The following is a 25,299-nucleotide window of genomic DNA, read 5'->3' as shown; positions in this document are numbered from 1 at the left end:
GTCACACATCCCTCCCTCGTATCAGCCACAGTCCGACGCCCAGCGGCACGAGCGCATAGGCGGCGAACAGGACCGCGGCGCCCGGGGACGACAGGAGGGCGCCGTACACCGTGGCGGAGAGGTCGGCGCCGACGATCTGCCGGGGCAGGCCGCCGATCATCAGGGAGCCGACCCGCTCGTTCCACGGCTCCGGGAGGTTGTGCGCCGCGATCGGGAGCACGTGGAGGAACCCCACGAGCAGGCCGACAGCCGCGGCCGTGGAGCGCACGATCGCGCCCAGGCCCAACCCGAGCAGGGCGAACACCGCGGCCGACAGGCCGGTGACCACCAGCAGCGGCACCTCGTCCGGGACCGGTGCGGCGTAGATCCCGCCGTACCGGTCGCCGACGATCGCCCGGGCGACGGCGTACATCCCGAACACCGCGATCTGCCCTGTCGCCAGTGCGGTGCCGCCGACGACGACCGACTTGGCGGCGAGCACGGGCCAGCGGCGCGGCACGAGCGCCAGGCTGGTGCGGATGAGCCCGGTGGCGTACTCGGAGGTGATCGCGAGTACGCCCAGGACGCCCAGGGCCAGCTGCGGCAGGAGGAACAGGGCCTCCTCCAGCTCCGCCAGCCGCGCGGTGGCCCGGAGCGGGGGCGGCGCGTCGTCGTAGGCGTCGGCGGCCGCCCACGCCAGGCCTGCGGCGAGCAGGACACCGCCGAGTGCGGCGCCGACCGCGACGGCGGTGGACCGCACGGAGCGGAGCTTGAGCCACTCCGCGGCCAGGACATCGAGCATCAGACGTCCCTCCGGGCGAGGACGATCGCGGCGGCGCCCAGCGCGACGACGGCGTACGCGATGAGCCCGGCGAGCGCGACCATCGGCGGCAGGACGCCGTCGCCGAGTCGCCGCGACAATCGCTCGCCCACGATCTGCGGCACCAGCTCGGGCAGGAGGAACGAGCTCAACCGGGTGTTCCACGGCGCGGGCAGGTAGGCGCCGACGCCGGGGAGCACGAACAGCAGCCCCACCACCGCGGTGATCGCCCCGGCCGTCGACCGGGTGACCGCGCCCAGCCCGAGCCCGACGATGGCCAGCACGGTGACCGACAGCGCGGACGCGAGCAGCGCGGGCAGCTCGGCCGCCAGCGGTGCGGCGTTGAAGCCCAACGTGCGGTCGCCCGCGATCCACCGGCTGAGCCCCCAGGTGACGAGCAGGACGGCGGCCGACGCGGAGAACGCCGTAGCGGCGACGACCGCGGTCTTGGCCGCCAGCAGCCGGTGCCGGGCAGGCACGGCGGTGACGCTCGTGCAGATCGTCCCGGTGGCGTACTCGGCGGTGATCGCCAGCACCCCCAGCACGGCGAGGCCGACCTGCAGGAGCGGGAGGAAGCCCTCCTCCGGGGCCGCTGCGCCGAACGCCGCGCGACCGGCGGCATCGCGGCCGTCCCAGACCGTGCCCACGTAGTACGCCCAGCCCGCGCCGAGCACCGCCACGAGCGCGGCGACACCGAGCGCATGGTGGGTGGACCGGACCGACCGCAGCTTGACCCACTCCGATGCCAGCAACGCCGGCACCCCGGTCACCGCGCGGCCCCGAACTCGACGGCTGACCCGGTGAGTGCCAGGTAGGCCTCCTCGAGCGAGGCGTGCCCCGCGGTCAGCTCGGCCACGGTGGTGTCGGCGACGAGTCTGCCGCGCCCGACCACCACGATCCGCTCGGCGGTGAGCGCCATCTCGCTCATGAGGTGGCTGGACAGCAGCACCGTGCGGCCCTCGGCGGCCAGGCGGCGCATCAGCTGCCGGATCCACCGCACCCCGTCGGGGTCCAGGCCGTTGACGGGTTCGTCGAACAGCAGGACGGCGGGGTCGCCGAGCAGGGCGGCGGCGATGCCGAGGCGCTGTTTCATCCCCAGGGAGAAGCCCTGGACCCGCTTGCGTGCGACGCCCGCCAGCCCCACCTGTTCGAGCACCTGCGCGACGCGTGCGCGGCCGATGCCGTTGGTGTGGGCGAGGCAGAGCAGATGGTCGTGTGCCGTGCGGCCTCCGTGCACAGCTCCGGCGTCGAGCAGCGCCCCCACCCGGTGCAGGGGACGGCGAAAGGTGGCGTAGCGCCTGCCGTCGATCAGCGCCTCTCCCGACGTCGGGGCGTCCAGGCCGAGGAGCACACGCATCGTCGTGGACTTCCCCGCGCCGTTCGGGCCGAGGAAGCCGGTGACGTGGCCGGGACGCACCCGGAACGACAGGTCGTCGACCGCGACGGTGCGCCCGTAGCGCTTGGTGAGGTGCCTGATCTCGATCACGTCTGCGACGATCCGGCATCGCCCGGGCCGGGCGCGTCGGACCACAGGGGGATGTTTCCGCCCCCGATGTCCCCCCAGGGGGTGACGTTCCGCGTCCCGGCCACGGCTACCGTCCGCGGCGTGGGGGATCTCCGGTTCGTGTTCGCCAGGCGGTGGAGCCGCGGTCAGCTGATCGCGCTCGACGGCCTGGCGGCGTGGGCGTTCACGCTCGCGTTCCTCGGCGCGGCGGCCGCGGGCGACGCGCCGCAGTGGGCGAGGCTCGCGGTCCCGCTGGGCCTCGGGCTGCCGCTGGTCCTGCGCCGGGTCCGGCCCACGGCCGTCTTCGGCTCCGTCCTCGCGGTGTCGGTCCTCGCCGCCGTCCTCGACGTGGTGGGATTCGCGTACGCGGCACCCGCCTACGCCCTCTACGCGGTCGCGCTGGAGGGCCGCCGGGGCCGGTGGGTGCCCACCGGCGCCGTCGGCATCATCGCCGCGATCGCCGTGGTCGGGCTCGCGGTGCTGGGCGCGCCCGGGTCGTGGGCCCGCCACGTCGGCGGCACCGCGCTCGGTGTCGTCGTGCTGGCGGGCGCGTGGACGGTGGGGCAGGCGGTGCGGGAGCGGCGCATCGCGGCGGCTCGCGACGCCGAGCTGCTGGCGGGCCGGGCGGTGGCCGAGGAGCGGCTGCGCATCGCGCGCGAGCTGCACGACGTGGTGGCCCACAGCCTGGGCCTGATCGCGGTGAAGGCGGGCGTGGCCAACCACGTCGTGCGGACACGGCCGCAGGAGGCGCACGACGCGCTGGCCGTGATCGAGACCGCGAGCCGGAGTGCCCTCGTCGAGATGCGTCACCTGCTGGGCGCGCTGCGCACCGAGGCGCCCGACCTCACCCCCGTCCCCGGCCTGTCCGAGCTCGGGGAGCTGGCCGCGCGGGCCCGTCTCGCGGGCGTCGAGGTCGACCTGCACGTGTGCGGCGGCGACGCGCTGCCCGACGGCGTGGCGCTGTCGGCGTACCGGATCGTGCAGGAGGCGCTCACCAACGTCGTCAAGCACGCCGCGCCCGCGCGCTGCCGGGTGGACGTGACGGCCGACGGTCGGCAGCTGCGGATCGAGGCCGTCGACGACGGCCCCGGCCGGCGCATGCTGCCCGGACCCGCGGGCGGCCACGGGCTGCTCGGGATGCGGGAGCGCGTGGCGACGTACGGCGGGGTGTTCAGCGCGGGCCCGCGGGAGGACACGTCCGGGTTCCGCGTCGCCGCCACGCTCCCGTACGGGGACACCGCGTGATCCGGGTGGTGGTGGCCGACGACCACGCCCTCCTGCGCGGCAGCTTCCGGATGCTCGTGGAGTCCGAGCCGGACCTCACGGTGGTCGGCGAGGCGGGCACGGGTGTCGAGGCGGTGGAGCTCGCGCTGCGCGAGCGCCCCGACGTGGTGCTGATGGACGTACGCATGCCCGGGATGGACGGGATCGAGGCCACCCGCCGGATCGGCGACGCCGCCCGCAGCCTGATGGTCACGATGTTCGACCTCGACGCGTACGTGTACGCGGCGCTGCGCGCCGGGGCGAGCGGGTTCCTGCTCAAGGACACCCCGCCCGTCGAACTGCTCGCCGGGATCCGGGTCGTGGCCGCGGGCGACGCACTCCTCGCGCCGGCCGTCACCCGCAGGCTGATCGCCGAGTTCGCCCGGCTGCCCGAGCGGCCCGTGGTGCGGGGCCTCGACGGCGTCACCCCGCGGGAGCGGGAGGTGCTCACGCTCGTGGCGCGGGGGCTGTCCAACACCGAGATCGGGCAGCACCTGCACCTGAGCCAGGCCACGGTCAAGACCCACATCGGCCGCCTGCTCAGCAAGCTCGACGCCCGCGACCGCGCCCAGCTCGTGATCGCCGCCTACGAGAGCGGGGTGGTGTCCGTGACCTGACCGGCTGCCGGTACGGCCCCGCCCAGGCGGGCGGCGAGCACGCGCACGTGCTCCACCAGCTCCGGCGGTTCGTGCACCTGGAAGGCGAAGCCGAACAGCCCCACGTACAGCGTGAGCTCGTCGAGCGAGTTCGAGCCGGCGCGCAGCTCGCACGTGTGCTCGTCGAGGGCGGTGAGCACGCCGATGGTGGGTGGGATCCGGTCGGCGGCGACCCGCACCGGCGCGTGCAGGGTTAAGCGCGCCCGGTACCGGTAGGCCCCGGTGGAGATGCCGTGTGCGGTGAAGCGCGGAAGATCGGCCGGGAGCTCGCGCGGCGTGAACCGGGGGCCGGTGGGGATGCGGGGGTGGAGGCGGTCCACTCGGAAGGTCCGCCAGTCGTCGCGGTCGAGGTCCCACGCCACGAGGTACCAGCGGCGACCGGTGTGCACGAGACGGTGCGGCTCGGTGCGGCGGACGGTCGCGGTGCCGTCGTGGCTGCCGTAGTCGAAGCGCAGCTGCTCGTGAGCCCGGCATGCGTGGGCCACGGCCAGCAGCACGTCCGGGTCCACGGCGGGCGCCCCTGTCGGCATCGACACCGTGACGCCGTGCAGGCGCGCCCACGCGATGGCGCAGCCGGGAGGGCAGCACGCCCTCCAGCTTGGTCAGGGCCCGCAGCGAGGACTCCTCTCTGCCCGTGACGCTGCCGCTCGCCGCCGCGCGCAGCCCCACGGCCACGGCGATGGCCTCGTCGTCGTCCAGGAGCAGGGGCGGCAGCGTCGCGCCCGCCCCGAGCCGGTAGCGTGCGACCCCGGCCGTGGCGTGCACGGGGTAGCCGAGGGCCCGCAGCTTGTCGATGTCGCGGCGCACGGTGCGCACGTCGACCTCGAGCCGGGCGGCGAGCTCCGCGCCGGGCCAGTCCCGTGGGGTCTGCAGCAGTGACAGGAGGCGGAGCAGCCGCGCCGATCTCCAACACGGGGACCACTGTTCCACGCAGCGAGGACCGAAGCTGTCCTAACCGGTTCCTAGCGTTGTGCTCGTGACCGAGACCGACGAGATCCGTCCCTTCCACCTCGACATCCCCCAGGCCGCGCTCGACGAGCTCGCCGCGAAGCTCGCCGCCACCCGCTGGCCCGCCCCGCTGCCCGGGGACGGCTGGGACACCGGCGTTCCCACCGCCTGGTTGCGGACGCTGGTCGAGCACTGGCGCACCGGCTACGACTGGCGCGCTGCCGAGCGGGAGCTCAACGCGATCCCCCAGTTCACCACCGTGATCGACGGGCAGCGGATCCACTTCCTGCACGCCCGCTCCCCGGAACCCGGCGCGCTGCCGCTGATCCTCACCCACGGGTGGCCGGGTTCGGTCGTGGAGTTCCTCGACCTCGTGGGTCCGCTCACCGACCCCCGTGCCCACGGCGGCGACGCGGGCGACGCGTTCCACGTCGTGATCCCGTCGCTGCCCGGCTTCGGCTTCTCCGGCCCCGTCTCGGATGCGGGGTGGGACACGAACCGGATCGCGCGGGCGTGGGCGGAGCTGATGCGCAGGCTCGGGTACGCGCGGTTCGGGGCGCAGGGCGGGGACGTCGGCGCAGGGGTCTGCGCCGAGCTCGGCCGGGTGGCGCCCGACCGTGTCGTCGGCGTGCACGTCAACGGCGGCCCGGGCCCGATGCCGCCGGTGCCGCTGCCCGACGAGGAGCGTGCGGCGCTGTCGGCGCTCGAGCAGGACCGGGTCGCCCGGATCGAGGCGTTCCTGCAGGAGGAGTTCGGCTACATCGCCGTCCAGTCGACCCGGCCGCAGACGCTCGGGTACGGGCTCGTCGACTCCCCCGTCGGCCAGCTCGCGTGGATCATGGACAAGTTCCGGGAGTGGACCCACCCGCGACACGCCCTGCCGGAGGAGGTCGTCGACCGGGACCGGCTGCTCACCAACGTGATGCTCTACTGGCTCACCGGCACGGCGGGCTCGGCGGCCTACGTCGGGTACGCCCAGGCCGAGGGCTGGGGCCCGAAGGAGAACTCCGGGGTGCCCACGGCGGCGCTCGTGTTCGCCCACGACGTCGGCATCCGGCGCTACGCGGAGCGGGAGAACACGATCGTCCGCTGGACCGACGTGGACCGCGGCGGGCACTTCGCCGCGCTCGAGGAGCCGGACCTGTTGCTGCAGGACGTGCGGGAGTTCTTCGGTTCGCTGCGCTGACCTCGGCCGGTTGCGGCTACTCGCCGTCCGGCGAGGGAGCCGCGGCGATCGCGGCGGCGACGAGGTCGGCCGCCGTGGTGTCGCGGCTGCGCCGTCCGCGGTCGTAGTGCTGGGTGGTGGCGATCGTCGCGTGCCCGACGTCGGCCTGCACGTGCTGGATGCGGGCGTCCTGCTCGAGCGCGATCGTGACGTAGGCGTGGCGCAGCGCGTGCGGGTGGACGCGGTCGGCCAGGCCGTCGAGCACGGGACCGGAGTTCGCGGCGATCCGTCGCAGCAATGTGTAGAGGTCCACGCGGGAGCAGCGCCCGCCGCCGCGGGTGGCGATCATCGGGGAGCCGCCGGCCGGCGTGCGTCCGCGCCGGGCGGGCGCGGCGGTGCCGGCCACCCGGTCGCGCTCGGCGAGGTAGGCCCGCAGCGCCTCGCCCGCGAGGTCGGTGAGGTACACCTCCCGGTGCAGCCCGCCCTTGCCGAGCACCCGCAGCACCTCGTCGCCGCCGCTGCGGTAGAGGTGGTCGCGGTCCAGCCCGACGAGCTCGCTGATCCGCAGCCCGAGCGTGAGCAGCGCGACCACGGCGACGCCGCGCAGGGCGTAGAGCCGGGCCAGCCGGGGGTCGCGCGAGTAGTGCACCTGTGCCGCGGCCACCAGCAGCGCTTTGAGCTGTGCCGCGGTGAGCCGCACGGTCGGCGACGAGTCCCGCGCGGTGCTCGACAGTCCGAGCCGCGACCGGTTCAGCGCCGCCGGGTTCGCCGCGACCACGCCCGCCTCGGCGAGGTGTCCGTAGAGCGCCGACAGGGTGGACAGCATCCGCTGCCGGGTGCGCTTCTGGGCCCCCGCGGCGCTCAGGGCGTGCAGCCAGGCCTTCACGTCGGCGGCCGTCGCCGCGCGCGGGTCGAGCCGCCGTCCCGCGCACCAGCGGAACCAGGCGAGGCGGTGCAACGGGCCCGGCGCGGCGGCGGGCGGCCGCCGGGCGGTGTCAGCGGGCTCGGCGACGCCGCCGATGGCGTCGACCCAGGCGATCGGGAGGCCGAGCGCATAGGCGTAGGTGCGGCGGGTCGCGGCGTTGGCGTAGCCGGAGAGCCATTCGGCGAGCTCGGCGCGCAGCACGTCCGGATCGTCGACCCCGGGCCACTCCTGCGTGGTGGGAGCGGGCAACGCCTCGAGGACGGCCAGCTCGGCGTCGATCGGCACGGGCTCGCCCGACATCACGTACTCCTCCCCAGGTGGGTGTTGATCGTCTCACGCACCCGCCCGCCGCCCCTGACCACCGCGCCGATCAACGGTCAGCCGATGGTCAGGAGACGGTCAGCGGCGCCGTCGAACCTCAGATCCATCGACACGGCGCCCAAGGAGCTGACAATGCGGAACGCGAACATCCTCATCTCGGGCGCGAGCATCGCCGGACCGGCGACGGCGTTCTGGCTCAACCGGTACGGGTTCACCACCACGGTGGTCGAGCAGGCCCCGCAGCTGCGCACGGGCGGGCAGGCGGTCGACTTCCGCGGCGCCCAGGTCGAGGTACTGCGGCGGATGGGCCTGCTCGACGAGGTGCGCCGCAACGAGACCGCCATGGGCGAGCAGCGCATCCTCGACACCGACGGCCGGCACGTGTTCAGCCTGCCGGCGAGCTTCACCGCGGGCGAGGTCGAGATCCCGCGCGGTGATCTCAGCCGGATCCTCCACGCCGCCACCAAGGACCGCACCGAGTACGTCTTCGGCGACCGCATCACCTCGCTGACCGAGACGCCCGACGGGGTGGCGGTCACCTTCGCCCGCAGCGCGTCGCGGACGTTCGACCTGGTGATCGGGGCGGACGGGCTGCACTCGGGGGTGCGGGCGCTGACCTTCGGGCCGGAGTCGCGGTTCCGCACGGACATGGGCTACCACTTCGCGGGGTTCACCGCGCCCAACCACCTGGGCCTGGACCACGTGGGCCTGATGTACAACGCACCGGGCCGGGGCGTCACGCTGGCCAGCCACCGCAACAGCGCCGAAGCGACCGTGGGCCTCGTCTTCGCGGGCGACGGGCTCGACGTCGACCGACGCGACACCGCCGCATTGCGGCAGCTCCTGGCCGAACGCTTCGACGGCCTCGGGTGGGAGGTGCCGCAGCTGATCGAGGTGATGTGGCAGGCGAGCGACCTGTTCTACTCCCCGCTCTGCCAGATCCGCATGGACCGGTTCACCCGCGGACGGGTCGCGCTGGTCGGCGACGCCGGGTGGGGTGCCGGCCCGGGCGGGTCCGGCACCGGGATGGCGATGATGGCGGCCTACGTGCTCGCCGGGGAGCTCGCCGCGGCCGGCGGCGACCACGGTGTCGCCTTCGCCCGCTACGACAGCGAGGTGCGCCCGGGCGCGGAAGCGGGGCTGAAGCAGGCGAAGAACGCGGGCCCGTTCCTCGCGCCGAGGACGTCCAGGGGGATCCGGCTGCGCAACCGGATGCACCGGATGCTGACCTCGAAGGTGATGCTGGGGCAGCTCGAGAAGATGTCGGTCAAGGCCGCGAACGTCCTCACCGTGAAGGACTACGCGGTCCCGGCGGCCGACGCGACGGCCGCTGCGCGGGAGAGCGCGGGGCGTAGGCGGTGTCGAACGCCTCGGCGCCGGCCAGTCTCCTGGCCCGGTCGGCGGCCTCCAGGTCGTGGTGCGGAGCGCCCACCGCCGCGGCCACTCCGAGCAGGTGGGCGGCCCGCTCGCCGTCTTCGTCGAGCAACGCCATGGAGACCAGCACGTGGGACCGGACGGCGTGGCTCTGCCAGTCCGGTCCGCAGGCGTCCAGGGCCAGCCGGAACCGGCGCAGGGCCTCGCCGGGATCGCCGCGGCGCTCCGCGAGCCGGCCGAAGCCGTGGTGCACCATGGCCAGCGTCGCCGGGACGCCGGTCCGACGGGTGAGCTCGGCGGCGAGGCGGTAGCCGGTCGCGGCGGCGTCGAGATCGCCGCCGCGCAGGAGCAGGGCCGCCCGGCGGCAGGAGAGCTCGGCGATTTCCTCCACCGCTTCGAGCGCCACCATGTCCTCGATCGCCTCCTCGGTGAGCGCGAGGGCTCTCGTCCCGTCGCCGCGCCGGTCGGCCAGCGCCGCGAGTCCGTCGAGCACCTGCGCAATGCCCCCAGCGGTCATCGACGGACCGGAACGCGGTGAGGGATGCGCTGAACTCGGCCTCGGCGTCGGTCAGGTCGCCGTCGAAGACATGGCGGTAGCCCTGGGAGAACCGGGTCAGCGCCTGGAACCACGGATCCTGCGTGCGCGCGAACTGCTCGTACACCGGCAGCATCGGGGCGGCCGTGTCGGGTGGCCCGATGAACAGCGACCAGGCCACCACCAGGTACGGCTGGCGCAACGGCCAGGTCAGCGTCCGCATGATCGTGGTGGCCCGGTCCACCGGGCCGTCGGGCGGCCCGGGCAGGGCGGCCAGCACGGCCAGGACGTATTCCTCCTCGAGGCCCTCCGGTGGGGCGAGCCCGTCGAGGAGCCGGGCGGCCAGCGGAGCCACCTCGCTGCGAACCCCACTGAGCTGCCAGTACGGGGTCAGCGCTCCCACGAGCGACAGGGCCAGCTCCGGGACGGCGGGCACGGCCCAGCGCAGCGCGGCGTGCAGGTTGGCGCGCTCGGCGGTCAACCGGGCGAGCCAGGCCAGCTGTTCGGCGCTGCGCAGGTGCGGGTCGGCGGTGCGGGCGAGGCCGAGGAAGTACTCGGCGTGCGCCCTGGCGAACCGTTCCCGCTCCCCGGCCTCGGTCAGCCGCTCGGCGCTGAACTCCCGGATCGTGTCGAGCATCCGGTACCGCCCGTTCGCGACCTCCACCAGCGACTTGTCGACGAGCCCCGCCAGGACCTCCTCGGTCTCGGACAGGACGTCGGCCACCGCATCGGCCGTCGCCCCGCCGGGGAACACCGCGAGCCTGCGCAGCAGCCGCTGCTCGCGAGGATCGAGGAGGTCCCAGCTCCACGCGACCACCGCGCGCAGGGTCTGGTGCCGGGGGGCTGCGGTGCGGCTGCCGCGCGAGAGCAGGCGGAACCGGTCGTCGAGGCGTCTCTCCAGCTCCGGCAGGTCCAGCGAACGCAGGCGAGCCGCGGCCAGCTCGATGGCCAGGGGCAGGCCGTCGAGCGCTCGGCAGATCCGCCGGACGGTGTCGTCGGCGGTGAAGCCGGGGCGGACCGCTCGGGCCCGGTCGGTGAACAGGCGCACCGCTAGATCGCTCGGGCAGCGGCGGGAGCGGGCACAGCGCTTCGCCGGTGATGCCGAGCGGCTCCCGGCTGGTGGCGAGCACGCGCAGATCCGGGCAGGCGGCGAGCAGCCGGTGCACGAGGGCGGCGGTCTCGGCGATCAGGTGCTCGCAGTTGTCGACGACGACGAGCAGCCGCCGGTCCCGGAGCGCGGCGGCGAGCCGCTCCACCGGGTCCTGCCGGGTGTTCGGCGACGGGAACAGCCCGGTCTCCCGGAGCCCGAGCGCGGCGAGAACCGCTTGCGGCACTTCCGATCCGTCGGTCAGCGGGGCCAGATCGACGAAACACGCCTCCTCCGGCGCGGCAGCTTCGATCGCCACGCGGGTCTTGCCCATGCCACCGGGGCCGGTCAGGGTGACCAGCCGGGCCGTGCCGAGCAGTTCGCGGACCCGGTCGAGCTCCTCGGCGCGCCCGACGAAGCTGGTGAGCTGGGCGGGGACACCCGTGGCGCGCGCGGGTTCGGCACCGAGGATCGCCAGGGGCGTCTCGGCCAGCTCGGGTGACGGGTCGGCGCCCAGCTCCTCGGCGAGCGTCCTGCGGGTGTCCTCGAAGACGGTGAGGGCCTCGGCCGGCCTGCCGGCCCCCTGCAGCGCGCGCATGAGCAGCCCGCGCAGCCGCTCCCGCAGCGGGTGTCGCGTGACCAGCTCCTGCAGCTGCGCGACCAGCCCGCCGACCGCGCCGCCGCGGGCGAGCTCGGCTTCGGCCCGGTCCTCGACCGCGGTCAGCATCAGCTCCTCCAGCCGCGCGACCTCCCGCCCGGGCACGTCGACCGGCTCCCGCCAGAGCTCGAGCGCTTCGCCCAGCAGCGCAGCGGCGGCGCCGTAGCGGTGGGCCGCCAGCGCTGTCCGGCCCTCGCCTGCGAGGCGCATGAACCGGTGCACGTCGACCTGCTCGGGCGCGACCGCCAGGCGGTACCCGGCGGGGTGCAGCTCGATCAGCTCGCGGCCGAGCGCGCGGCGAAGCCGGGAGATCTGCGCCTGCAGGGCGTTGCCGGCATCCCGGGAGGGGGTCGCGCCGTAGAGGTCGTCGACGAGGCGGTCGGTGCTGATCACCCGCCCGGCGTCGAGGAGCAGCAGCGCGAGCAGCGCACGCGGGCGGGGACCGCCCACGGGGATAGGCGTTCCGTCGGCCGCCCACGCCTGCGTCGAACCCAGGATGCCGAACCGCACGGGGCGAGTGTTCCAGGGGTCCGAGACGGCGCCGCAGCCGCTCACGTCCGTTCTCGGTGGCGCTGTACCGGACGCTCCGGCAGCCGGCGATCGAGTGGGCACTGCGCGCGCGTGAGGCCGGCGGGGTCAGCACCGTGTGCGAGGAGTGGGACGCGGCGGGGCGGGTCCGCGGGTGGGGTGCCTCGGTGTGCGATCCAAACGAATCAGGCCTCGTGACCGTGTACCGCGGGTTCGGCGCCGACGAGGTGGTGTCCTACTGCGGGAGCTCCTTGAGCTCGATCTCGACGAAGGCCAGCGGGAAGGCGCCGGCGTTGACGACCTCGTGTTCGCTGCCGGCCGGGCGCGCGTAGGACTCGCCTGCCCGCAGCTCCGCGGAGGTGACCGCCCCGTCGGGCGTGTGGATGTCGGTCCGGCCGTCGGTGACCGGTACGACGAGGTAGTCGTGTTCGTGCACGTGGCGGCCGGTGCTGTCGCCCGGCTCGAAGTCCCAGCGGGTGACCCGCACGCGCTGGTCTTCGTGCTGCAGCGTCGCGCGGGCCGTGGTCGCCATGGGGAATCTCCTCGTCGTCGATCGCGCTACCGGCACGGCGGACGTGCCGGCGCACCGTGCCGGGTCGCAGGCTAGCTGCGGGCCGCTCGGGACAGTCCCCGCTCCCACTCGAACGTCCGCCTCTTCCGCTGCCGTGGAAGGCACCGACAAAACATCGGTTTCGTTGGGTGCGTCTTCAGTTGTCGAAACGCCGAACCGGTTATCAGATTTCGAAACTGCGAACGGGTAGCGTTCGGACCATGATCAAGAACGCAGTGCGCTGCGGCTACAGCAAGTGCCGCGCCGAGTTGCCCCCGCCGGGCCCGCAGGGCGGCCGCCGCCGCACCTTCTGCCGTGACACCCGCTGGGAGGGCGGCCGGACCTGTGCGCAGATGGCCCGCGCCGAACGCGACGCCCTCGACGCGCTGGGGCTCGACTCCTCGCGGGCCGCGTTCGGCCTCGACGCCGACCGGCTGCGCGACCACGTGGAGGCCGTGCGCGGGCCCGTGGCAGAGCTGGCCGCGGCGCTCGCCGGCGTCACCGCGCGGCTGGACGAGGTGGAGGGCAGCGCGCTCACCGCCGTCGAGACGGCCAACCGTGGTGCCGCCGAGGCCGAGGCCGCCCGCGTCGAGGCGCAGGAGGCCAGGCAGCGGGCCGAGCGTGAGGCACGGGAGGCGGTCGAGCGGGCCGAGCAGGCCGCGGAGGAGCGCACGGAGGCGGTGGGGCGGGCCGCCGCCGCCGCCCGGCAGGCGTTGGAGGCCACCGAAGCGCTGGGGGCGGCGCGGCAGCTCGCCGAGGAGGCCGTCACCGCCCGGCAGGCCGCCGAGGACCGCGCCGGCGCCGCCGGGGAGCGCGCCACCGCGGCCGAGCGGGCCGCTCAGGAGGCCGCGGTGCGGGCCGAGCGCGCCGACGCCGAACGCAGCGCAGCGCAGGTCCGCGCGCAGGAGTGGCGCGAGGAGGTCGAGCGGCTGCGGACGGAGCTCGCCGATCTCCGGTCCGCCCTGAGTGCCGCCGGTGCCGCCCGCGACGATGCGACGGCCCGCGCGGACGCCGCGGGCGAGGCCCTCGCCGGGGAGCGGGAGGCGCACCGCCGCACCGAGCGGGAACTGGCCGCGGCCCGCGAACGCGCCGAGACGGAGGCCGCCCTACGGACCAGGGCCGATGGCGAGCTCGAACGGATGCGCGGCGAGGCCGACCGCGCCCGCACCGACGCCGAGCGGGCCCGCGCGGAGCTCGCCGCGGCGCAGGAACGGGACACCGACGAGCTGCGTCGGCTGATCACCGCGGCGATCGCGGGCGCCCCGCCGGCATGAATGCAATGCGCCGGCCCGGCCCGGATCGAGTGATCCTGGGCCGGGCCGGGATTCGTCCGCCGATCAGCTCGTCATGCTGGCGAACATGCCGGGCTGGTAGGAGCCTCCCTGATTGCGCACGATCACGTTGATCCGGTTCGCCGCGTTGATGAGGGCGACCAGGGAGACCAGCGCGGCGACCTGGTCGTCGTCGTAGTGCTTGCGCACCTGGGCCCAGGTCTCGTCGGACACGCCGTGGTGGGCGTCGGCGAGCCGGGTGCCCTCCTCGGCCAGCGCGAGCGCGGCCTGCTCGGCGTCGGTGAACACGGTGGACTCGCGCCAGGCGGCGACGAGGTGGAGCCGGACCGCGGTCTCACCGGCGGCCGCGGCCTCCTTGGCGTGCATGTCGAGGCAGATACCGCAGCCGTTGATCTGGCTGGCGCGCAGCGACACCAGTTCCTGCGTGGCCTTCGGCAGCGTCGACTGGTCGATCACCAGGCTGACGTTGGCGAACCGTTTGGCGATCTTGGCGCCGATCTCGTTGGTGATCAGGTCGACGGTGGCGGACTCAAGCAGGCCGTGCCGCGGCCCATCGTGGGGGCCGACAAGGTGGCCCGTCTGCTGGCAGCCGGGCTGGGCAGGATCGCCGCCGCGGCGTCGCTGCAGCCGGCACAGGTCAACGGCCACCCGGCGCTGATTCTTCGGCTGGGCGGCGAGATCGACCGTCATGGCGGTGCGCATCGACGACGGCCTCATCACCGGGCTCTACGCCGTGCGCAACCCCGAGAAGCTCTCACGTGTCGAGCGGGAGACCGCGGTGAGCCGCTGAGCCCGAAAGACTCCGGCGGCCGCTTGCCGGACGTGTCGCCGGCCGACCGCTGCCGTTCTCAGCGGGTTCCGGCGCAGTCATCAGCCTGTGAGCCCAACGGACCTCTCCGCGCGATGAGTTCGGGCCGCCCCGCCGGTCCTACCCCCGTCGGCTCGTGTCCGCGGAGGAGGAGGCAGCGCGTGCCAGAACAGGATGTGGCGGAACAGGGCTGCACCGCGCAGCGGTTCGTCGAGCGCCTCGAACAGCACCGCTCGGCCGAGGAGCTGGCGAAGATCCAGCGCTACTTCAGGTCCGGGGAGGGCGAGTACGGCGCGGGTGACGTGTTCCTGGGCGTGCGGATGGGCCAGGTGTTCGCGCTCAGCGCGGAGTTCGTCGACATGCCACTCGCCGAGATCGAGACGCTGCTGGAGAGCCCGGTCCACGAGGCGCGCGCCGGTGCGGTGAAGATCATGGCGAAACAGGCGTCGGCGCGGACGGCCACCGAGGAGCGCCGCCGGGAGCTGTACGAGCTGTACCTGCGGCGCATCGACCGGATCGACAACTGGGACCTGGTCGACCTCGGCGCCTGGGACGTCGTCGGGCGCCACCTCGCCGACAAGCCCCGCCACGTCCTCGACGAGCTCGCCCGCTCCACCGATGTGTGGGAGCGCCGCACCGCCATCCTCAGCACGCTGTTCTTCGTCCGCCGCGGCGAGCTCGACGACACCTTCCGGGTCGCCGCGGCACTGTGCGGCGACGACCATGATCTGGTCCACAAGGCGGTCGGCGGCGTGCTGCGCGAGGCCGGGAAGAAGGACCGCGCCCGGCTGCTCGCGTTCCTCGACGAGCACGCCGCGGCGATACCGCCCACCGCCCTTCGCTACGCCACCGCGCACTTCGACGCGGACGAACGTGCCCACTACCGGGGCCTGCGCCGGACGGGACGGGCCTGACGTGGGGGCACCGGCGACGACCGGCGACCAGGCGCTGCAGCTCGAGCGGCACCGGGTGGAGCTGGCCGGCTACTGCTACCGGATGCTCGCGTCGGGGTTCGAGGCCGAGGACGCGGTGCAGGAGACGTTCGTGCGCGCCTGGCGCGCCCTCGACCGGTTCGACGCCACCCGCGGGTCGCTGCGGGCGTGGCTGTTCGCCATCGCGACCAACGTCTGCCTCGACATGCTGCGCGGTCCCCAGCGGCGGGCCCGGGCCATGGACCTGGGTCCCGCCTCGCCCGCGGGCGCGGCGCTCGGCGACCCGATCCCGGAGAGCGCCTGGGTCCTGCCGGTCCCGGACGCCCGCGTCCTGCCGGCCGGAGGTGACCCCGCCGACCTCGCGGCGCAGCGCGCGTCGATCCGGCTGGCGTTCGTCGCCGCGTTGCAGCACCTGCCGCCCCGACAGCGCGCCGTGCTGATCCTGCGCGACGTGCTCTGTTGGCGTGCCGAGGAGGTGGCGCGGCTGCTCGACACCTCGCTCGGGTCGGTCACCAGCGCGCTGCAACGGGCCCGCGCGACCGTGCGGCGCGTCGCACCCGACGCGCCGGCGGACCCGCTCGACGCGAGACAACGCGATCTCCTGGCGCGCTACTGCGCCGCGTTCGAGCGGTACGACGTCGAGGGCCTGGTCGCGCTGCTGCACGAGGACGCGACGATGTCGATGCCCCCGTTCACCTGGTGGCTGCGCGGGCGGGCGGAGATCCGGCGGGTGCTGCTCGCCGGTGACCGCTCGTGCAGAGGGGCGCGCCTGCTCCCGGTGGCGGCCAACGGGTCGTCCGCGCTGGCCCAGTACCGCCCGGGCACGCCGGGCGGGCCCTGCGTGCCGTTCGCGCTGATCGTGGTGGAGGCCGTGGGCGGCCGGATCGCCGAGATCACCACCTACCTCGGCGCCGAGCGGCTGTTCCCGCTGTTCGACCTGCCCCCGGTGTACCCCCCGGGGATGAGCTCCGCCGCGCCCGTCAGGTGAGCGTGCCGAGGACGATCGCGCGGGCGACCGAGCGGACCGCGTGTTCGGTGAGCTGCTCCGGCGGCGTGGAGACGAGGGTGAACAGCGCCCCGCCGTAGAGGGTGACCAGGACGGAGATGCGCTCGGGCGGGACCGCCAGGCCCAGCTCGGCGTGGTGCCCGGCGGTGAACGCGACCGGCGTGGCCCATGTCGGCGTGGTGCAGCTCCGCCACCCGCTTCGCCGTGGCCACGAGCAGCGCCTCCCAGCTGCGGAAGCAGTTCGACGCGGTGCCGGCCGGCAGGCCCGCGAGGCGCTCCACCGCTGGACGTGGTGATCGCCGGCGCCGGCGTGGGTGGGCTCGCCCTGGCGACCGGGCTGCTGGCCGACGGGCACCGGGTCCGCGTGCTCGAACGCGCGGCGGGTCCCCGCCCCGGCGGTGCCGCCGTGACGATCTTCAGCAACGGCGCCGCCGCGCTGGCCGGCCTCGGCGCGCCGCTGCTCCGGCTCGACATGCGCGTCCTGCACGACCACACCGGCTTCCCGGTCACGACCATGTCGCGCGAGGCGCTCGTCGCCCACCTCGCCGGGCACCTTCTGCCGGACGTCGTGCAGTACGACCGCGGGGTGGTGGCCGTGTCGCGTGACGGCGACCGCCTCACGGCCACGACGGGCACGGCCACCGGCACACCGGCGCGGTGCTGGTCGGCGCGGACGACCACGCGTCCGCGGTGCGCCGTGCCGTCCTCGCGCCGGCGCCCGCTGCCGACTGCGGATGGGCCACCTGGCAGGGCCTCACCCCGGCGCTGCCCGACCTCGCGGCCGGCACGGCGGGGCGGTCCTTCGTGGGCGATGCCGGGTTCGTCGGGCTCATGCCGGCGGGTGGCGGGCTGCTGCAGTGGTGGTTCGACGTCCCCTGGTGCCGGTCCGCGCCGCGCCCGCCCTCGCCGGTCACGTGGCTGCGGCGGCGGTTCGCCCACTACGCGGCGCCGGTGCCGGATCTGCTGGCCGCGGTGTCCGACGCCGACATCGCGCTGTACCCGCACGTGCGCCACGCGGTGCCCACGCGCTGGGGGACCGGGCCGAGCACACTCGTGGGCGACGCCGCCCACGCGTTCCCGCCCACCCTGGCCCAGGGCGCCAGCCAGACCCTCGAGGACGCGTGGCTGCTCACCCGGGCACTGCGCACGGCCGCACACCCCGTCCCCGCGCTGCGACGCTACGAACGCGCGCGGAGTGCGCGCGTGCGCCCGGTGTCGCGGCTGGCGGCCACGGAGCTGACAACCGGACGCCGAACGCACTCACCCGGCTGCTGGCCCGCCGCCTGCCCGCCGCGATGACCGACCGCGCCCACCTCGCGGCCCTGCGCCGGTGGAGCAGCGTGCTCACCGACGAACGGGTGTGACCGGCGCCTACCAGGGCACCGCCCAGGCTCAGGGCACGGTTGCCCGCGCGGCGAGGAAGTCACGACACTCCTGCGCGGCGGCGCTCAACGTCCGGTCGGCCCGGTGCAGCAGACCCACCGGGCGCAGGACCGGACCGGGTTCGACGGAGTGCACCGACACCGGCGGGCCCGGTGCCTCGGCCACCGACCGGGCCACCAGCGCGACGCCGAGCCCGTGCGCGGCGAGCTCGCGCAACCGGGGCAGGTGCGTGCTCTCGAACGGCACGGCGGGCACGAAGCCCGCCTCGCCCGCGAGCCGGTCGAGGATCGCCCGCAACCTGCTGTCGGCGGGGAGGCAGACGAACGGCTCGTCGCGCAGCGCGTCGAGGCGCAGCGGCCCGCTCCCGGCGAGGTGGTGGTCGGGCGCGGTGACGAGGACGAGCTCGTCGTCGAACAGCGGGGTGGCGGCGTACCGGTCGGGGAGCCCGGCGGGCATCGGCCCGATCGCGAGGTCGATCAGGCCCCGGTCGAGCGCGTCGAGTAGCACCCGAAGCGGCCCGGACCGCAGCGCCAGCTCGACCCCGGGGTGGCGGCGGTGGAACGCCGCGAGCGCGGCCGGCAGATCGAACGGGTCGATCGCCTGGATCGCACCGATTCCCACCCGCCCGACCAGTACCTCGGCGAGCCGCGCGAGGTCGGCCCGTCCCGCCTCCAGCTCGGCGAGCACGCGCCGGACGCGGGACAGGAACAGCTCGCCGGCGGCCGTGAGCGCGACCGTCCGGGTCGTGCGGTGCAGCAGCGGCACGCCGAGCTCCGTCTCGAGCCTGCGGATCTGCACGGACACGCCGGGCTGGGCCACGTGGAGGTGTTCCGCGGCCCGCGTGAAGCCGCCGTGGCGGACCACCGCCTCGAAGTACACCAGCTGACGCAGCTCCACCCGTTCAGAATGCCGCATTATCGGTGCCAGCACGAACATGTCTTGGACGTATGGATCCCCGGCCCGCACGATGAGGACATGACGACGCTCGGCTGGTTCATCACCGGCACCTCCACCGGTCTCGGCCGCACGCTCGCCGAGACCGTGCTCGCGCACGGCGACCGCGTCGTGGCAACCGCCCGCGATCCCGCCACCGTCGCCGACCTCGCACGCCGCCACCCCGACTCGGCGCTCGTCCTGCCGCTCGACGTCACCGACCCCGCACAGATCCGGGACGCCGTCGCCGCCGCACTCTCCGACGGCCCGCTCGACGTCCTGGTCAACAACGCCGGACACGGGCTGCTCGGGGCCCTCGAAGAGCTCACCGACGCACAGATCCACCGCGTGCTGGCGACGAACCTGCTCGGCGCGCTCGCGGTGACCAGGGCGGTGCTTCCGCACATGCGGGAGCGCCGCAGCGGGCACATCGTCCAGATGTCCTCGGTCGGCGGTGTCGTGGCCAACCCGGGACACGGGATCTACGCGGCGTCCAAGTTCGGCCTGGAAGGGGCCTCCGAGGCGCTGGCGGGAGAGGTGGCGCCGTTCGGCATCCGCGTCACGATCGTCGAGCCCGGGCCCTTCCGCACCGACTTCGCGGGCCGCTCCATGGACCTCGCGCCGCCGATCCCCGACTACGCCTCCACAGCAGCGGGCGCGCTGCGCGCGCGCATGCTCGACCAGCACGGGACCCAGCCGGGCGACCCGGTCCGCGCGGCCGAGGCGATCATCGCCGCGGTGCGGTCGAGCTCGGGTCCACTGCGGCTGCCGCTCGGCCGCGCCGCCGTCGACCGCATCCGCGACCAGCTGCAGCGCCGCCTCGCCGACCTCGAGACGGTGGCCGACCTGGCCGTCGCAGCCGATCACACCACCGGGTGACGAGCGGGCGATCGCGCTCTAACCTGCGCACCACCTGTTGTTCTTGATCCGGGGGTAGCCGTGTCCGATCGCGCTCCGAACTTCTCGACCACCGGTACCGCCGCGCCGCCGCACCGGTTGCCCGTGCGGACGCTGGTCGCCGCGTCGATCGGCAACGCCATCGAGTGGTACGACTGGACGATCTACGCGACGTTCAGCATCTACTTCGCCACGCAGATCTTCCCGGCGGAGAACGAGGCCCTCGCGCTGATCAGCACGCTGGCGACGTACGCGCTGGCGTTCTTCTTCCGCCCGCTCGGCGGCTGGCTGCTCGGCCGGTTCGCCGACCTGCGGGGCAGGCGGACGGCCATGCTGCTGACGATCCTGCTGATGGCGGGCGGGTCGCTCGCGATCGCGCTGCTGCCGACGTTCGCGCTCGTCGGGTGGCTCGCCCCGATCCTGCTGCTGCTCGCCCGGATCGCGCAGGGCATGTCGTTGGGCGGGGAGGTCTCGAACGCGTCGGCCTACCTCGCCGAGATCGCCCCGCCGGAGCGCCGCGGCCGCTACTCCGCGTTCTTCTACATCTCCACGGGCACGGCGGTGCTCATCGCGTCGCTGCTCGGCGCGGTGCTGGCGGCGACCATGACCCCGGAGCAGCTCGGCGCGTACGGCTGGCGGATCCCGTTCGTGCTCGGCGGTGTGCTCGGGCTGGTCGGGCTGTGGCTGCGGCGGGCGATGCCCGAGACCGACCAGTTCGAGGAGAACAAGGCGAAGGCCCAGGCGGTGCGGCACCCGCTCGCGGCGACGCTGCGCGAGCACCCGAAGGCCGTCGGGCAGCTCGTCGCCTTCACGCTGCTGTCGACGCTCTGCTACTACACGTTCTTCTCCGCGCTCACCCCGTTCGCGGTGAGCTCCCGCGGCGCCGACGCCGGGCAGGTCTTCGTCGCCCTGTCGATCGCGACGGCGCTGTTCGTGGCGCTGCAGTACCCGATGGGGGCTCTGTCGGACCGGTTCGGGCGCAAGCCGCAGCTACTCGTGTGGTCGGCGGCGATCGCGGTGCTCATCGTTCCGCTGTCCACGCTGATCGGGCCCGGGCTGGGCAACATGCTCGTGGTGTTCTGCGTGGGTCTCGGGCTCTACACGATGATGACCTCCATCGCGCCGGCGATCATGAGCGAGCTGTTCCCGACCGAGCTGCGGGGCCTGGGCATCGGCGCCTGGTACAACCTCACGGTCGCGCTGTTCGGCGGCACCGCGCCGCTGGTGATCCAGTCGCTGTCGGAGGCCGGGCTCGCCGAGGTGTTCTTCTGGTACGTGGCGGGCGGCGCGGTGCTCGCGTTCCTGGTGATCCTGACGCTGCCGGAGACGAAGGGGCAGGTGCTGCGCTAGCGCTGAGGCGCCGCCCGCGACCGTCCCATCGTCGTGTGCTCGACCCGCCCGTCGGTGTAGCGCAGCTGCACGGTCACGAGGTCGGACCGGTGGATGTCGGCGCCCTCGGGGATCTGCACGGCGAAGGTGCCGTCGCGCAGGTCGGCGTCGCGTGGGGGCTGTCCGGGCGCGGTGAGCTGCATCGACACGACGTCGGGGTCCATGATGCCGCCGGCGGTGAGCACCCCGCCGGGGGCCTGGTGGCGGTGGGTGTAGCGGAACGGCGCGCCCGGCGTCAGGTCGGTGAAGGAGACCTCGGGTGACAGGTTGATCGGCCCGGGGGAGTCCTCGCCGAGCAGGCACAGCTCGATCGCCTCGCGCTCCGCGGCCGGGAACTCGCCGATGGCGTCCAGGACGGCCCGCAGCCGCCGCTCGGAGTCGAGGTGCGCGGCCACGTCGTCGGCGTGGTCACGCACGACCACCGGGTTCGGCACGCGGGCCACGGCGCGGCGGAACCGGCCCACCCTGCGGTGCTCGCTGCGGGCGAGGTTGCCGGCCACCGCGTACAACCATGGACGACGGAAGCCGGGTCGCCCTGCAGGGCGACCCGGCTTCCGGGGTGGTTCTCTCGCGTCAGGCGATCTCGCGGCGGCGCTCGGCCAGCAGCTCGAGACGCTCGTTGAGCAGCACCTCCAGCTCGGCCACCGAGCGGCGCTCGAGCAGCATGTCCCAGTGGGTGCGCGGGGGCTTCGCCTTCTTCTGCTCGGGCTCGGCACCGTCGATCAGCTTCGAGATGCTGCCGTGCAGACGGCACTCCCAGGTGCTGGGGGCTTCGGCGTCGCCGGCGAAGGGCACCTCGAACTCGTGCCCGCGCGGGCACGCGTAGCGCATCGACTGCCGCGGCGCGAGGTCGTGGTTGCGGTCGGTCTCGTAGCTGACAGCCCCGAGCCGGCTGCCACGGAGCACGCGGTCGGCCATGCGTCATCCTCCCGTTCACGAGCCGAGGGAGCCTCCCTCGGCCATTGCCACCGGGTGTAACGTCTGCGGAGCAGCCGTCTGTTCCCGCCATCGGCACGAGCCCCGGCCGGCTGCCGTTGTCACGCGGCTGTCACCGGACGTTTGCCGTCCCGACCGTTGAGTGTCCCGGATCGCGCGCTGATACACACGCGACTGTGACGTGTCAGCCAACTGTGACTTATGTCACTCTTGCGTAAGCAGGTGTTTATACGTCGGCGGGCTCCGCGTGACGCGGGGACCGCACCGGCCACAGTGCCAGCAGTCCGACTCCGAGCACCAGCAGGATGCCGACGATGCCCGCGCGGTCGGAGCCGAACGCCTGCGTGAAGACCCCGACGAGCGTGGGGGCGAGGAACGACACCGCCCGGCCGGTGGTGGCGTAGAGCCCGAACAGCTCGCCCTCCTGGCCCGCAGGGGCGAGCCGGGCCAGGTAGGTGCGCGAGGCCGACTGCGCGGGCCCGACGAACAGCGTCAGGAACAGCCCGAAGATCCAGAACATCGTCGACCCGGACACGAACAGCAGGATCAGTCCCGCCACGAGCATCCCGACCAGGGATCCGACGATGACCGCCTTGGGTCCGTAGCGGTCGTCGAGCCGGCCCGCGGCCAGTGCGCCCGCCGCCGAGACCACGTTGGCGGCCACGCCGAAGATGAGGACGTCGCCCGCGCCGATCCCGTAGACGGTGACGGCCAGCACCGCGCCGAAGGTGAAGATCGCGGCGAGGCCGTCGCGGAACAGCGCGCTCGCGCCCAGGAAGTACACCGTGTGCGGGCTGGCCCGGTAGAGGTCGCGCAGGTCGCGGAACAGCGCCCGGTAGGACGCCACGACACCGAGCCGCGGGCCTTGCTCCGCACGCGCCGGCACCTCCGGCACCCGGAAGAACATCGGCACCGCGAACACGAGGAACCAGGCGGCCGCCACCAGCGCCACCAGCCGGATGTTGAACCCGTTGGCGGTGGGGACGCCCAGGATCCCGCCCTCACCGGCGATGAACCCGATGTAGACCACGAGCAGCAGCACGATCCCGCCGAGGTAGCCCATCGCCCAGCCGAACCCGGACACCCGCCCGATCGTCGCCGGCGTGGACACCTGCCCGAGCACCGCGTTGTAGGACACCGACGCGAGCTCGAAGAAGATCGACCCGAGGCCCAGCAGCACGAGGCCCAGCCACAGGAAGCGGTAGTCGTCCTCCACGAGGAACAGCCCGGCCATCGTGGCGATCGTCAGCGCCGTCCAGACACCCACCGACAGCTTCCGGCGGCCCGCGGCGTCGGCCCGCCGCCCGATCACCGGCGCCAGCAGCGCGATGCACAGCCCCGCCGCCCCGATCGCATAGCCCAGCCAGCTGTTCGCGCTCACGTCGCCGGGCAGGTCGTCGCCGACCGCGTCGGTGAGGTACACCGAGAAGACGAACGTGAGGATCACCGCGTTGTACGCCGCCGACCCCCAGTCCCACAGGCCCCAGGCCACCACCTGGCCGCGGGTGACGGGGGACGCGGGCGCCGACGCGGTCATGAGCGGAGAGTAGCGGCTGGGCGAAGATCCACGCCTGCGTAGGAGTACGTGATCACGCCGGCCACACGCCCCGTTGCGTCAGCACGTCCCGCAGCAGGTCCGGGCGGTCGCTGAGCAGCCCGTCGACGCCCATGTCGAGCAGCGTGGCCATCTCCGCCGGGTCGTCGACCGTCCACACGTGCACCTCCCGCCCGGACCGGTGCGCGGCCCGCACGAGCGCGGCGTCCACCACCGTCAGCGGGCCGAACCGCGGCGGGAGCTGGGCCAGGTACCCGGCCGCCGGAGGGGCGGGCAGCCGCGACAGCGGGCCCGGCAGCGCGTCCAGCCACGCCCGGCTGCGCAGCCCGAACGCCGCGACCTGCCCCATCGACGTGAACAGCCTGCCCCCGCTGCGGGCCCGCCCCCGCGCCAGCCGCCGGTCGGAGTACGAGCCCACACACACGCGGTGCCAGCTGTCGGTGCGCTCCAGCACCGCGAGCACCGGGTCGAGGGCCGCGTCCGACTTCAGCTCGATCGTGAACCGGGTGTGGGGCAGCGCGCGCAGCACGTCCTCGAGCAGTGGGATGGGCTCGCGCCCGTTCACCTTGACCTGGGTGAGCGCGGCCGCCGGCTGGGCGTCGATCGGACCGACGCCGTCGGTCGTGCGGTCGAGGGTGGGGTCGTGGTGGACCACCGCCACGCCGTCGGCGCTCGCGTGCACATCGGTCTCGACGTAGGCGAAGCCCTCCTCGACCGCGCGCTGGAAGGCCACGAGCGTGTTCTCGCACCCCGCCAGGTCGCCGATGTGCCAGCCCCGGTGGGCGTACGCGCGCGGGGAAGGGCCGTCGAGGTAGGGATGGCGGTCCACGGGTGGAGGGTGCCAGGTCGCCGCGATCACCCGCGACGCGGCAACCGTTGCGGGTCGGTGAACAGGGGGGCCAGCAGGTCGCCGTGCTCGGCGAGCCGCCCGGGCAGGTCGTCGGCGGTGAACACCAGGTCGTCCGGGCGCCGGCACGCGCGCACCTCGTCCCACGTCACCGGCGTGGCGACGGTCGGCCGGGCCCGGCCGCGCAGCGAGTAGCTCGCGATCGTCGTCTTGTGCGGGTTGTTCTGGCTCCAGTCGACGAAGACCTTCCCGCGGCGGCGCGCCTTCGCCATCACCGCGGTGACCCGGTTCGGGGCCTCCGCGGCCAGCCGCTCGGCGAGCGCCTTCGCGAACTCCGACGTGCGCTCCGCGCGGGACACCGCGACCGGCAGGTACAGCTGCAAGCCCTTCCCGCCGCTCGTGCGGGGATAGGCGACCAGGCCGTCCTCGGCGAGGCGCTCGGCGATCCGCTCCGCCACTCGCGCGCAGTCCACCACCGTGGCGCCCTCACCGGGGTCGAGGTCGAACACGACCAGGTCCGGCGGCCGGTGCGCGCCACGCGGCCCCACCCGCCACTGCGGCACGTGCAGCTCCAGCGCCGCGAGGTTCGCCGCCCACGCCAGCGCCTCGACGCTGTCGATGAGCGGGAAGTCGGCGTTCTCCGACCGCCCGCCCGGCGTCCCGACCCGCGCCGTGCGGATCCAGTCCGGGGCGTGCCGCGAGACGTCCTTCTCGAAGAACGACGACCGCTCCACCCCGTCCGGCCACCGCACGAGCGTGACCGGCCGGTCCCGCAGGTGCGGCAGCATCACCTCGGCGACGGCCAGGTAGTGCGCGAGCACGTCGGCCTTCGTCGTGCCGGTGAGCGGGTAGAGCACCTTGCCGGGGTTGCTGAGCTTCGCCCGCCCGGCCCCCTGCGGCGCCCCTCGGGCTGCCTGCTCCCGGCGTCGGGGGGTGGCGGTGGACCCGGTGACGGCACCGGTGGCGGTGGACCCGGTGGCGGCACCGGTGGCCACCTCCCCCCCCTCC

The 25,299-nt window shown here is 74.3% G+C and carries 21 protein-coding genes and 6 pseudogenes; 12 read left to right on the top strand and 15 right to left on the bottom strand.

The annotated features are described in order from the left end of the window. Position 1 precedes the first annotated feature (1 nt). The 3 genes and pseudogenes from KME75_RS18515 to KME75_RS18505 all read right to left on the bottom strand — a co-directional run. The gene (locus KME75_RS18515; RefSeq protein ID WP_219416096.1) at positions 2 to 781 is read right to left on the bottom strand and encodes an ABC-2 transporter permease; all 780 of its coding nucleotides are present in this window, start codon (positions 779 to 781) and stop codon (positions 2 to 4) included. Next, complete coding sequence (locus tag KME75_RS18510) at positions 781 to 1,560, bottom strand: ABC transporter permease (RefSeq protein WP_219416095.1); 780 nt, start codon at positions 1,558 to 1,560, stop codon at positions 781 to 783. The genes KME75_RS18515 and KME75_RS18510 overlap by 1 nt, the downstream gene beginning before the upstream one ends. 83 nt (positions 1,561 to 1,643) lie before the next feature. After that, positions 1,644 to 2,285, bottom strand: a pseudogene (locus KME75_RS18505) (ABC transporter ATP-binding protein); the annotation flags it as partial. A gap of 120 nt (positions 2,286 to 2,405) precedes the next feature. On the opposite strand from KME75_RS18505, the gene KME75_RS18500 reads away from it, so the two are divergent. Next, positions 2,406 to 3,548, top strand: coding sequence for a sensor histidine kinase (locus KME75_RS18500; RefSeq protein WP_308282878.1), 1,143 nt, complete (start codon positions 2,406 to 2,408; stop codon positions 3,546 to 3,548). Continuing rightward, on the top strand, positions 3,545 to 4,183 hold the full coding sequence (locus KME75_RS18495; RefSeq protein WP_219416092.1) for a response regulator: 639 nt from the start codon (positions 3,545 to 3,547) through the stop codon (positions 4,181 to 4,183). The genes KME75_RS18500 and KME75_RS18495 overlap by 4 nt, the downstream gene beginning before the upstream one ends. On the opposite strand, the pseudogene KME75_RS18490 reads toward KME75_RS18495, so the two are convergent. After that, positions 4,153 to 5,152 (bottom strand): annotated as a pseudogene (locus KME75_RS18490) (helix-turn-helix transcriptional regulator). The gene KME75_RS18495 and the pseudogene KME75_RS18490 sit on opposite strands and share 31 nt — an antisense overlap. Before the next feature lie 46 nt (positions 5,153 to 5,198). Here KME75_RS18490 and KME75_RS18485 point away from each other — a divergent pair. Next, positions 5,199 to 6,356 (top strand): epoxide hydrolase family protein, encoded by a 1,158-nt coding sequence (locus tag KME75_RS18485; RefSeq protein WP_219416091.1) that lies wholly within the window; start codon positions 5,199 to 5,201, stop codon positions 6,354 to 6,356. A gap of 16 nt (positions 6,357 to 6,372) precedes the next feature. Here KME75_RS18485 and KME75_RS18480 read toward each other — a convergent pair whose 3' ends face one another. Beyond that, on the bottom strand, positions 6,373 to 7,560 hold the full coding sequence (locus KME75_RS18480) for a tyrosine-type recombinase/integrase (RefSeq protein ID WP_219416090.1): 1,188 nt from the start codon (positions 7,558 to 7,560) through the stop codon (positions 6,373 to 6,375). Between the two features lie 153 nt (positions 7,561 to 7,713). Between KME75_RS18480 and KME75_RS18475 the strand changes: the two are divergent. Then, positions 7,714 to 8,898, top strand: a pseudogene (locus KME75_RS18475) (FAD-dependent monooxygenase); the annotation flags it as partial. On the opposite strand, the gene KME75_RS47605 reads toward KME75_RS18475, so the two are convergent. The 3 genes and pseudogenes from KME75_RS47605 to KME75_RS18465 all read right to left on the bottom strand — a co-directional run bounded on the left by KME75_RS47605 (position 8,880) and on the right by KME75_RS18465 (position 12,295). After that, positions 8,880 to 10,244, bottom strand: a complete 1,365-nt coding sequence (locus KME75_RS47605) for a hypothetical protein (RefSeq protein ID WP_504739518.1) — start codon at positions 10,242 to 10,244, stop codon at positions 8,880 to 8,882. The pseudogene KME75_RS18475 and the gene KME75_RS47605 sit on opposite strands and share 19 nt — an antisense overlap. 457 nt (positions 10,245 to 10,701) lie before the next feature. Then, positions 10,702 to 11,628 (bottom strand): annotated as a pseudogene (locus KME75_RS45990) (AfsR/SARP family transcriptional regulator); the annotation flags it as partial. Positions 11,629 to 11,998: 370 nt separating this feature from the next. Then, entirely contained in the window at positions 11,999 to 12,295 is a 297-nt protein-coding gene (locus KME75_RS18465) for a cupin domain-containing protein (protein ID WP_219416089.1), read from the bottom strand. A 239-nt stretch (positions 12,296 to 12,534) separates the two neighbouring features. Here KME75_RS18465 and KME75_RS18460 point away from each other — a divergent pair, with 239 nt between their 5' ends. Continuing rightward, positions 12,535 to 13,587, top strand: coding sequence for a coiled-coil domain-containing protein (locus KME75_RS18460; protein ID WP_219416088.1), 1,053 nt, complete (start codon positions 12,535 to 12,537; stop codon positions 13,585 to 13,587). Between the two features lie 63 nt (positions 13,588 to 13,650). Here the strand turns inward: KME75_RS18460 and KME75_RS18455 are convergent, their stop codons facing one another. Continuing rightward, a complete protein-coding gene (locus tag KME75_RS18455) occupies positions 13,651 to 14,142 on the bottom strand; it encodes a carboxymuconolactone decarboxylase family protein (RefSeq protein ID WP_246632353.1) in 492 nt (163 codons plus the stop codon). Here KME75_RS18455 and KME75_RS43305 point away from each other — a divergent pair. The 5 genes and pseudogenes from KME75_RS43305 to KME75_RS18435 form a co-directional block, all read left to right on the top strand. Then, a pseudogene (locus KME75_RS43305) lies at positions 14,122 to 14,395 on the top strand (RNA polymerase subunit sigma-24); the annotation flags it as partial. The gene KME75_RS18455 and the pseudogene KME75_RS43305 overlap by 21 nt on opposite strands. A gap of 179 nt (positions 14,396 to 14,574) precedes the next feature. After that, positions 14,575 to 15,327, top strand: coding sequence for a DNA alkylation repair protein (locus KME75_RS18450; protein WP_308282876.1), 753 nt, complete (start codon positions 14,575 to 14,577; stop codon positions 15,325 to 15,327). Between the two features lies 1 nt (position 15,328). After that, positions 15,329 to 16,333, top strand: a complete 1,005-nt coding sequence (locus KME75_RS18445; protein WP_219416086.1) for a sigma-70 family RNA polymerase sigma factor — start codon at positions 15,329 to 15,331, stop codon at positions 16,331 to 16,333. A 40-nt stretch (positions 16,334 to 16,373) separates the two neighbouring features. Next, positions 16,374 to 16,718 (top strand): annotated as a pseudogene (locus KME75_RS46825) (hypothetical protein); the annotation flags it as partial. Positions 16,719 to 17,008: 290 nt separating this feature from the next. Then, complete coding sequence (locus KME75_RS18435; RefSeq protein WP_219416084.1) at positions 17,009 to 17,650, top strand: FAD-dependent monooxygenase; 642 nt, start codon at positions 17,009 to 17,011, stop codon at positions 17,648 to 17,650. Positions 17,651 to 17,743: 93 nt separating this feature from the next. Here KME75_RS18435 and KME75_RS18430 read toward each other — a convergent pair whose 3' ends face one another. Then, the gene (locus KME75_RS18430) at positions 17,744 to 18,631 is read right to left on the bottom strand and encodes a LysR family transcriptional regulator (RefSeq protein WP_219416083.1); all 888 of its coding nucleotides are present in this window, start codon (positions 18,629 to 18,631) and stop codon (positions 17,744 to 17,746) included. A gap of 78 nt (positions 18,632 to 18,709) precedes the next feature. Between KME75_RS18430 and KME75_RS18425 the strand changes: the two genes are divergently transcribed. After that, positions 18,710 to 19,546: an SDR family oxidoreductase gene (locus KME75_RS18425; protein ID WP_219416082.1), complete on the top strand. Its 837-nt coding sequence runs from the start codon at positions 18,710 to 18,712 to the stop codon at positions 19,544 to 19,546. A gap of 123 nt (positions 19,547 to 19,669) precedes the next feature. Beyond that, positions 19,670 to 20,914, top strand: a complete 1,245-nt coding sequence (locus KME75_RS18420) for an MFS transporter (protein WP_219416102.1) — start codon at positions 19,670 to 19,672, stop codon at positions 20,912 to 20,914. Here KME75_RS18420 and KME75_RS18415 read toward each other — a convergent pair. The 5 genes from KME75_RS18415 to ligD form a co-directional block, all read right to left on the bottom strand. Next, complete coding sequence (locus KME75_RS18415; RefSeq protein WP_219416081.1) at positions 20,911 to 21,453, bottom strand: RNA polymerase sigma factor; 543 nt, start codon at positions 21,451 to 21,453, stop codon at positions 20,911 to 20,913. The genes KME75_RS18420 and KME75_RS18415 overlap by 4 nt on opposite strands. A gap of 73 nt (positions 21,454 to 21,526) precedes the next feature. Further along, positions 21,527 to 21,871, bottom strand: a complete 345-nt coding sequence (locus KME75_RS18410) for an RNA polymerase-binding protein RbpA (RefSeq protein ID WP_219416080.1) — start codon at positions 21,869 to 21,871, stop codon at positions 21,527 to 21,529. Between the two features lie 244 nt (positions 21,872 to 22,115). Next, positions 22,116 to 23,426: an MFS transporter gene (locus KME75_RS18405; RefSeq protein WP_219416079.1), complete on the bottom strand. Its 1,311-nt coding sequence runs from the start codon at positions 23,424 to 23,426 to the stop codon at positions 22,116 to 22,118. 52 nt (positions 23,427 to 23,478) lie between these two features. Then, a complete protein-coding gene (locus tag KME75_RS18400) occupies positions 23,479 to 24,273 on the bottom strand; it encodes a glycerophosphodiester phosphodiesterase family protein (protein WP_219416078.1) in 795 nt (264 codons plus the stop codon). A gap of 26 nt (positions 24,274 to 24,299) precedes the next feature. Next, complete coding sequence (gene ligD / locus KME75_RS18395) at positions 24,300 to 25,148, bottom strand: non-homologous end-joining DNA ligase (RefSeq protein WP_308282879.1); 849 nt, start codon at positions 25,146 to 25,148, stop codon at positions 24,300 to 24,302. Between the last annotated feature and the right edge of the window lie 151 nt (positions 25,149 to 25,299).

Origin of the sequence: Pseudonocardia nigra, assembly GCF_019396355.1 — a bacterium.
In the GTDB taxonomy this organism is placed as follows: Bacteria; Actinomycetota; Actinomycetes; order Mycobacteriales; family Pseudonocardiaceae; genus Pseudonocardia; species Pseudonocardia nigra.
The sequence above is the reverse complement of the archived record's forward strand: the minus strand, read 5'-3'. Positions and strand labels throughout refer to the sequence as shown.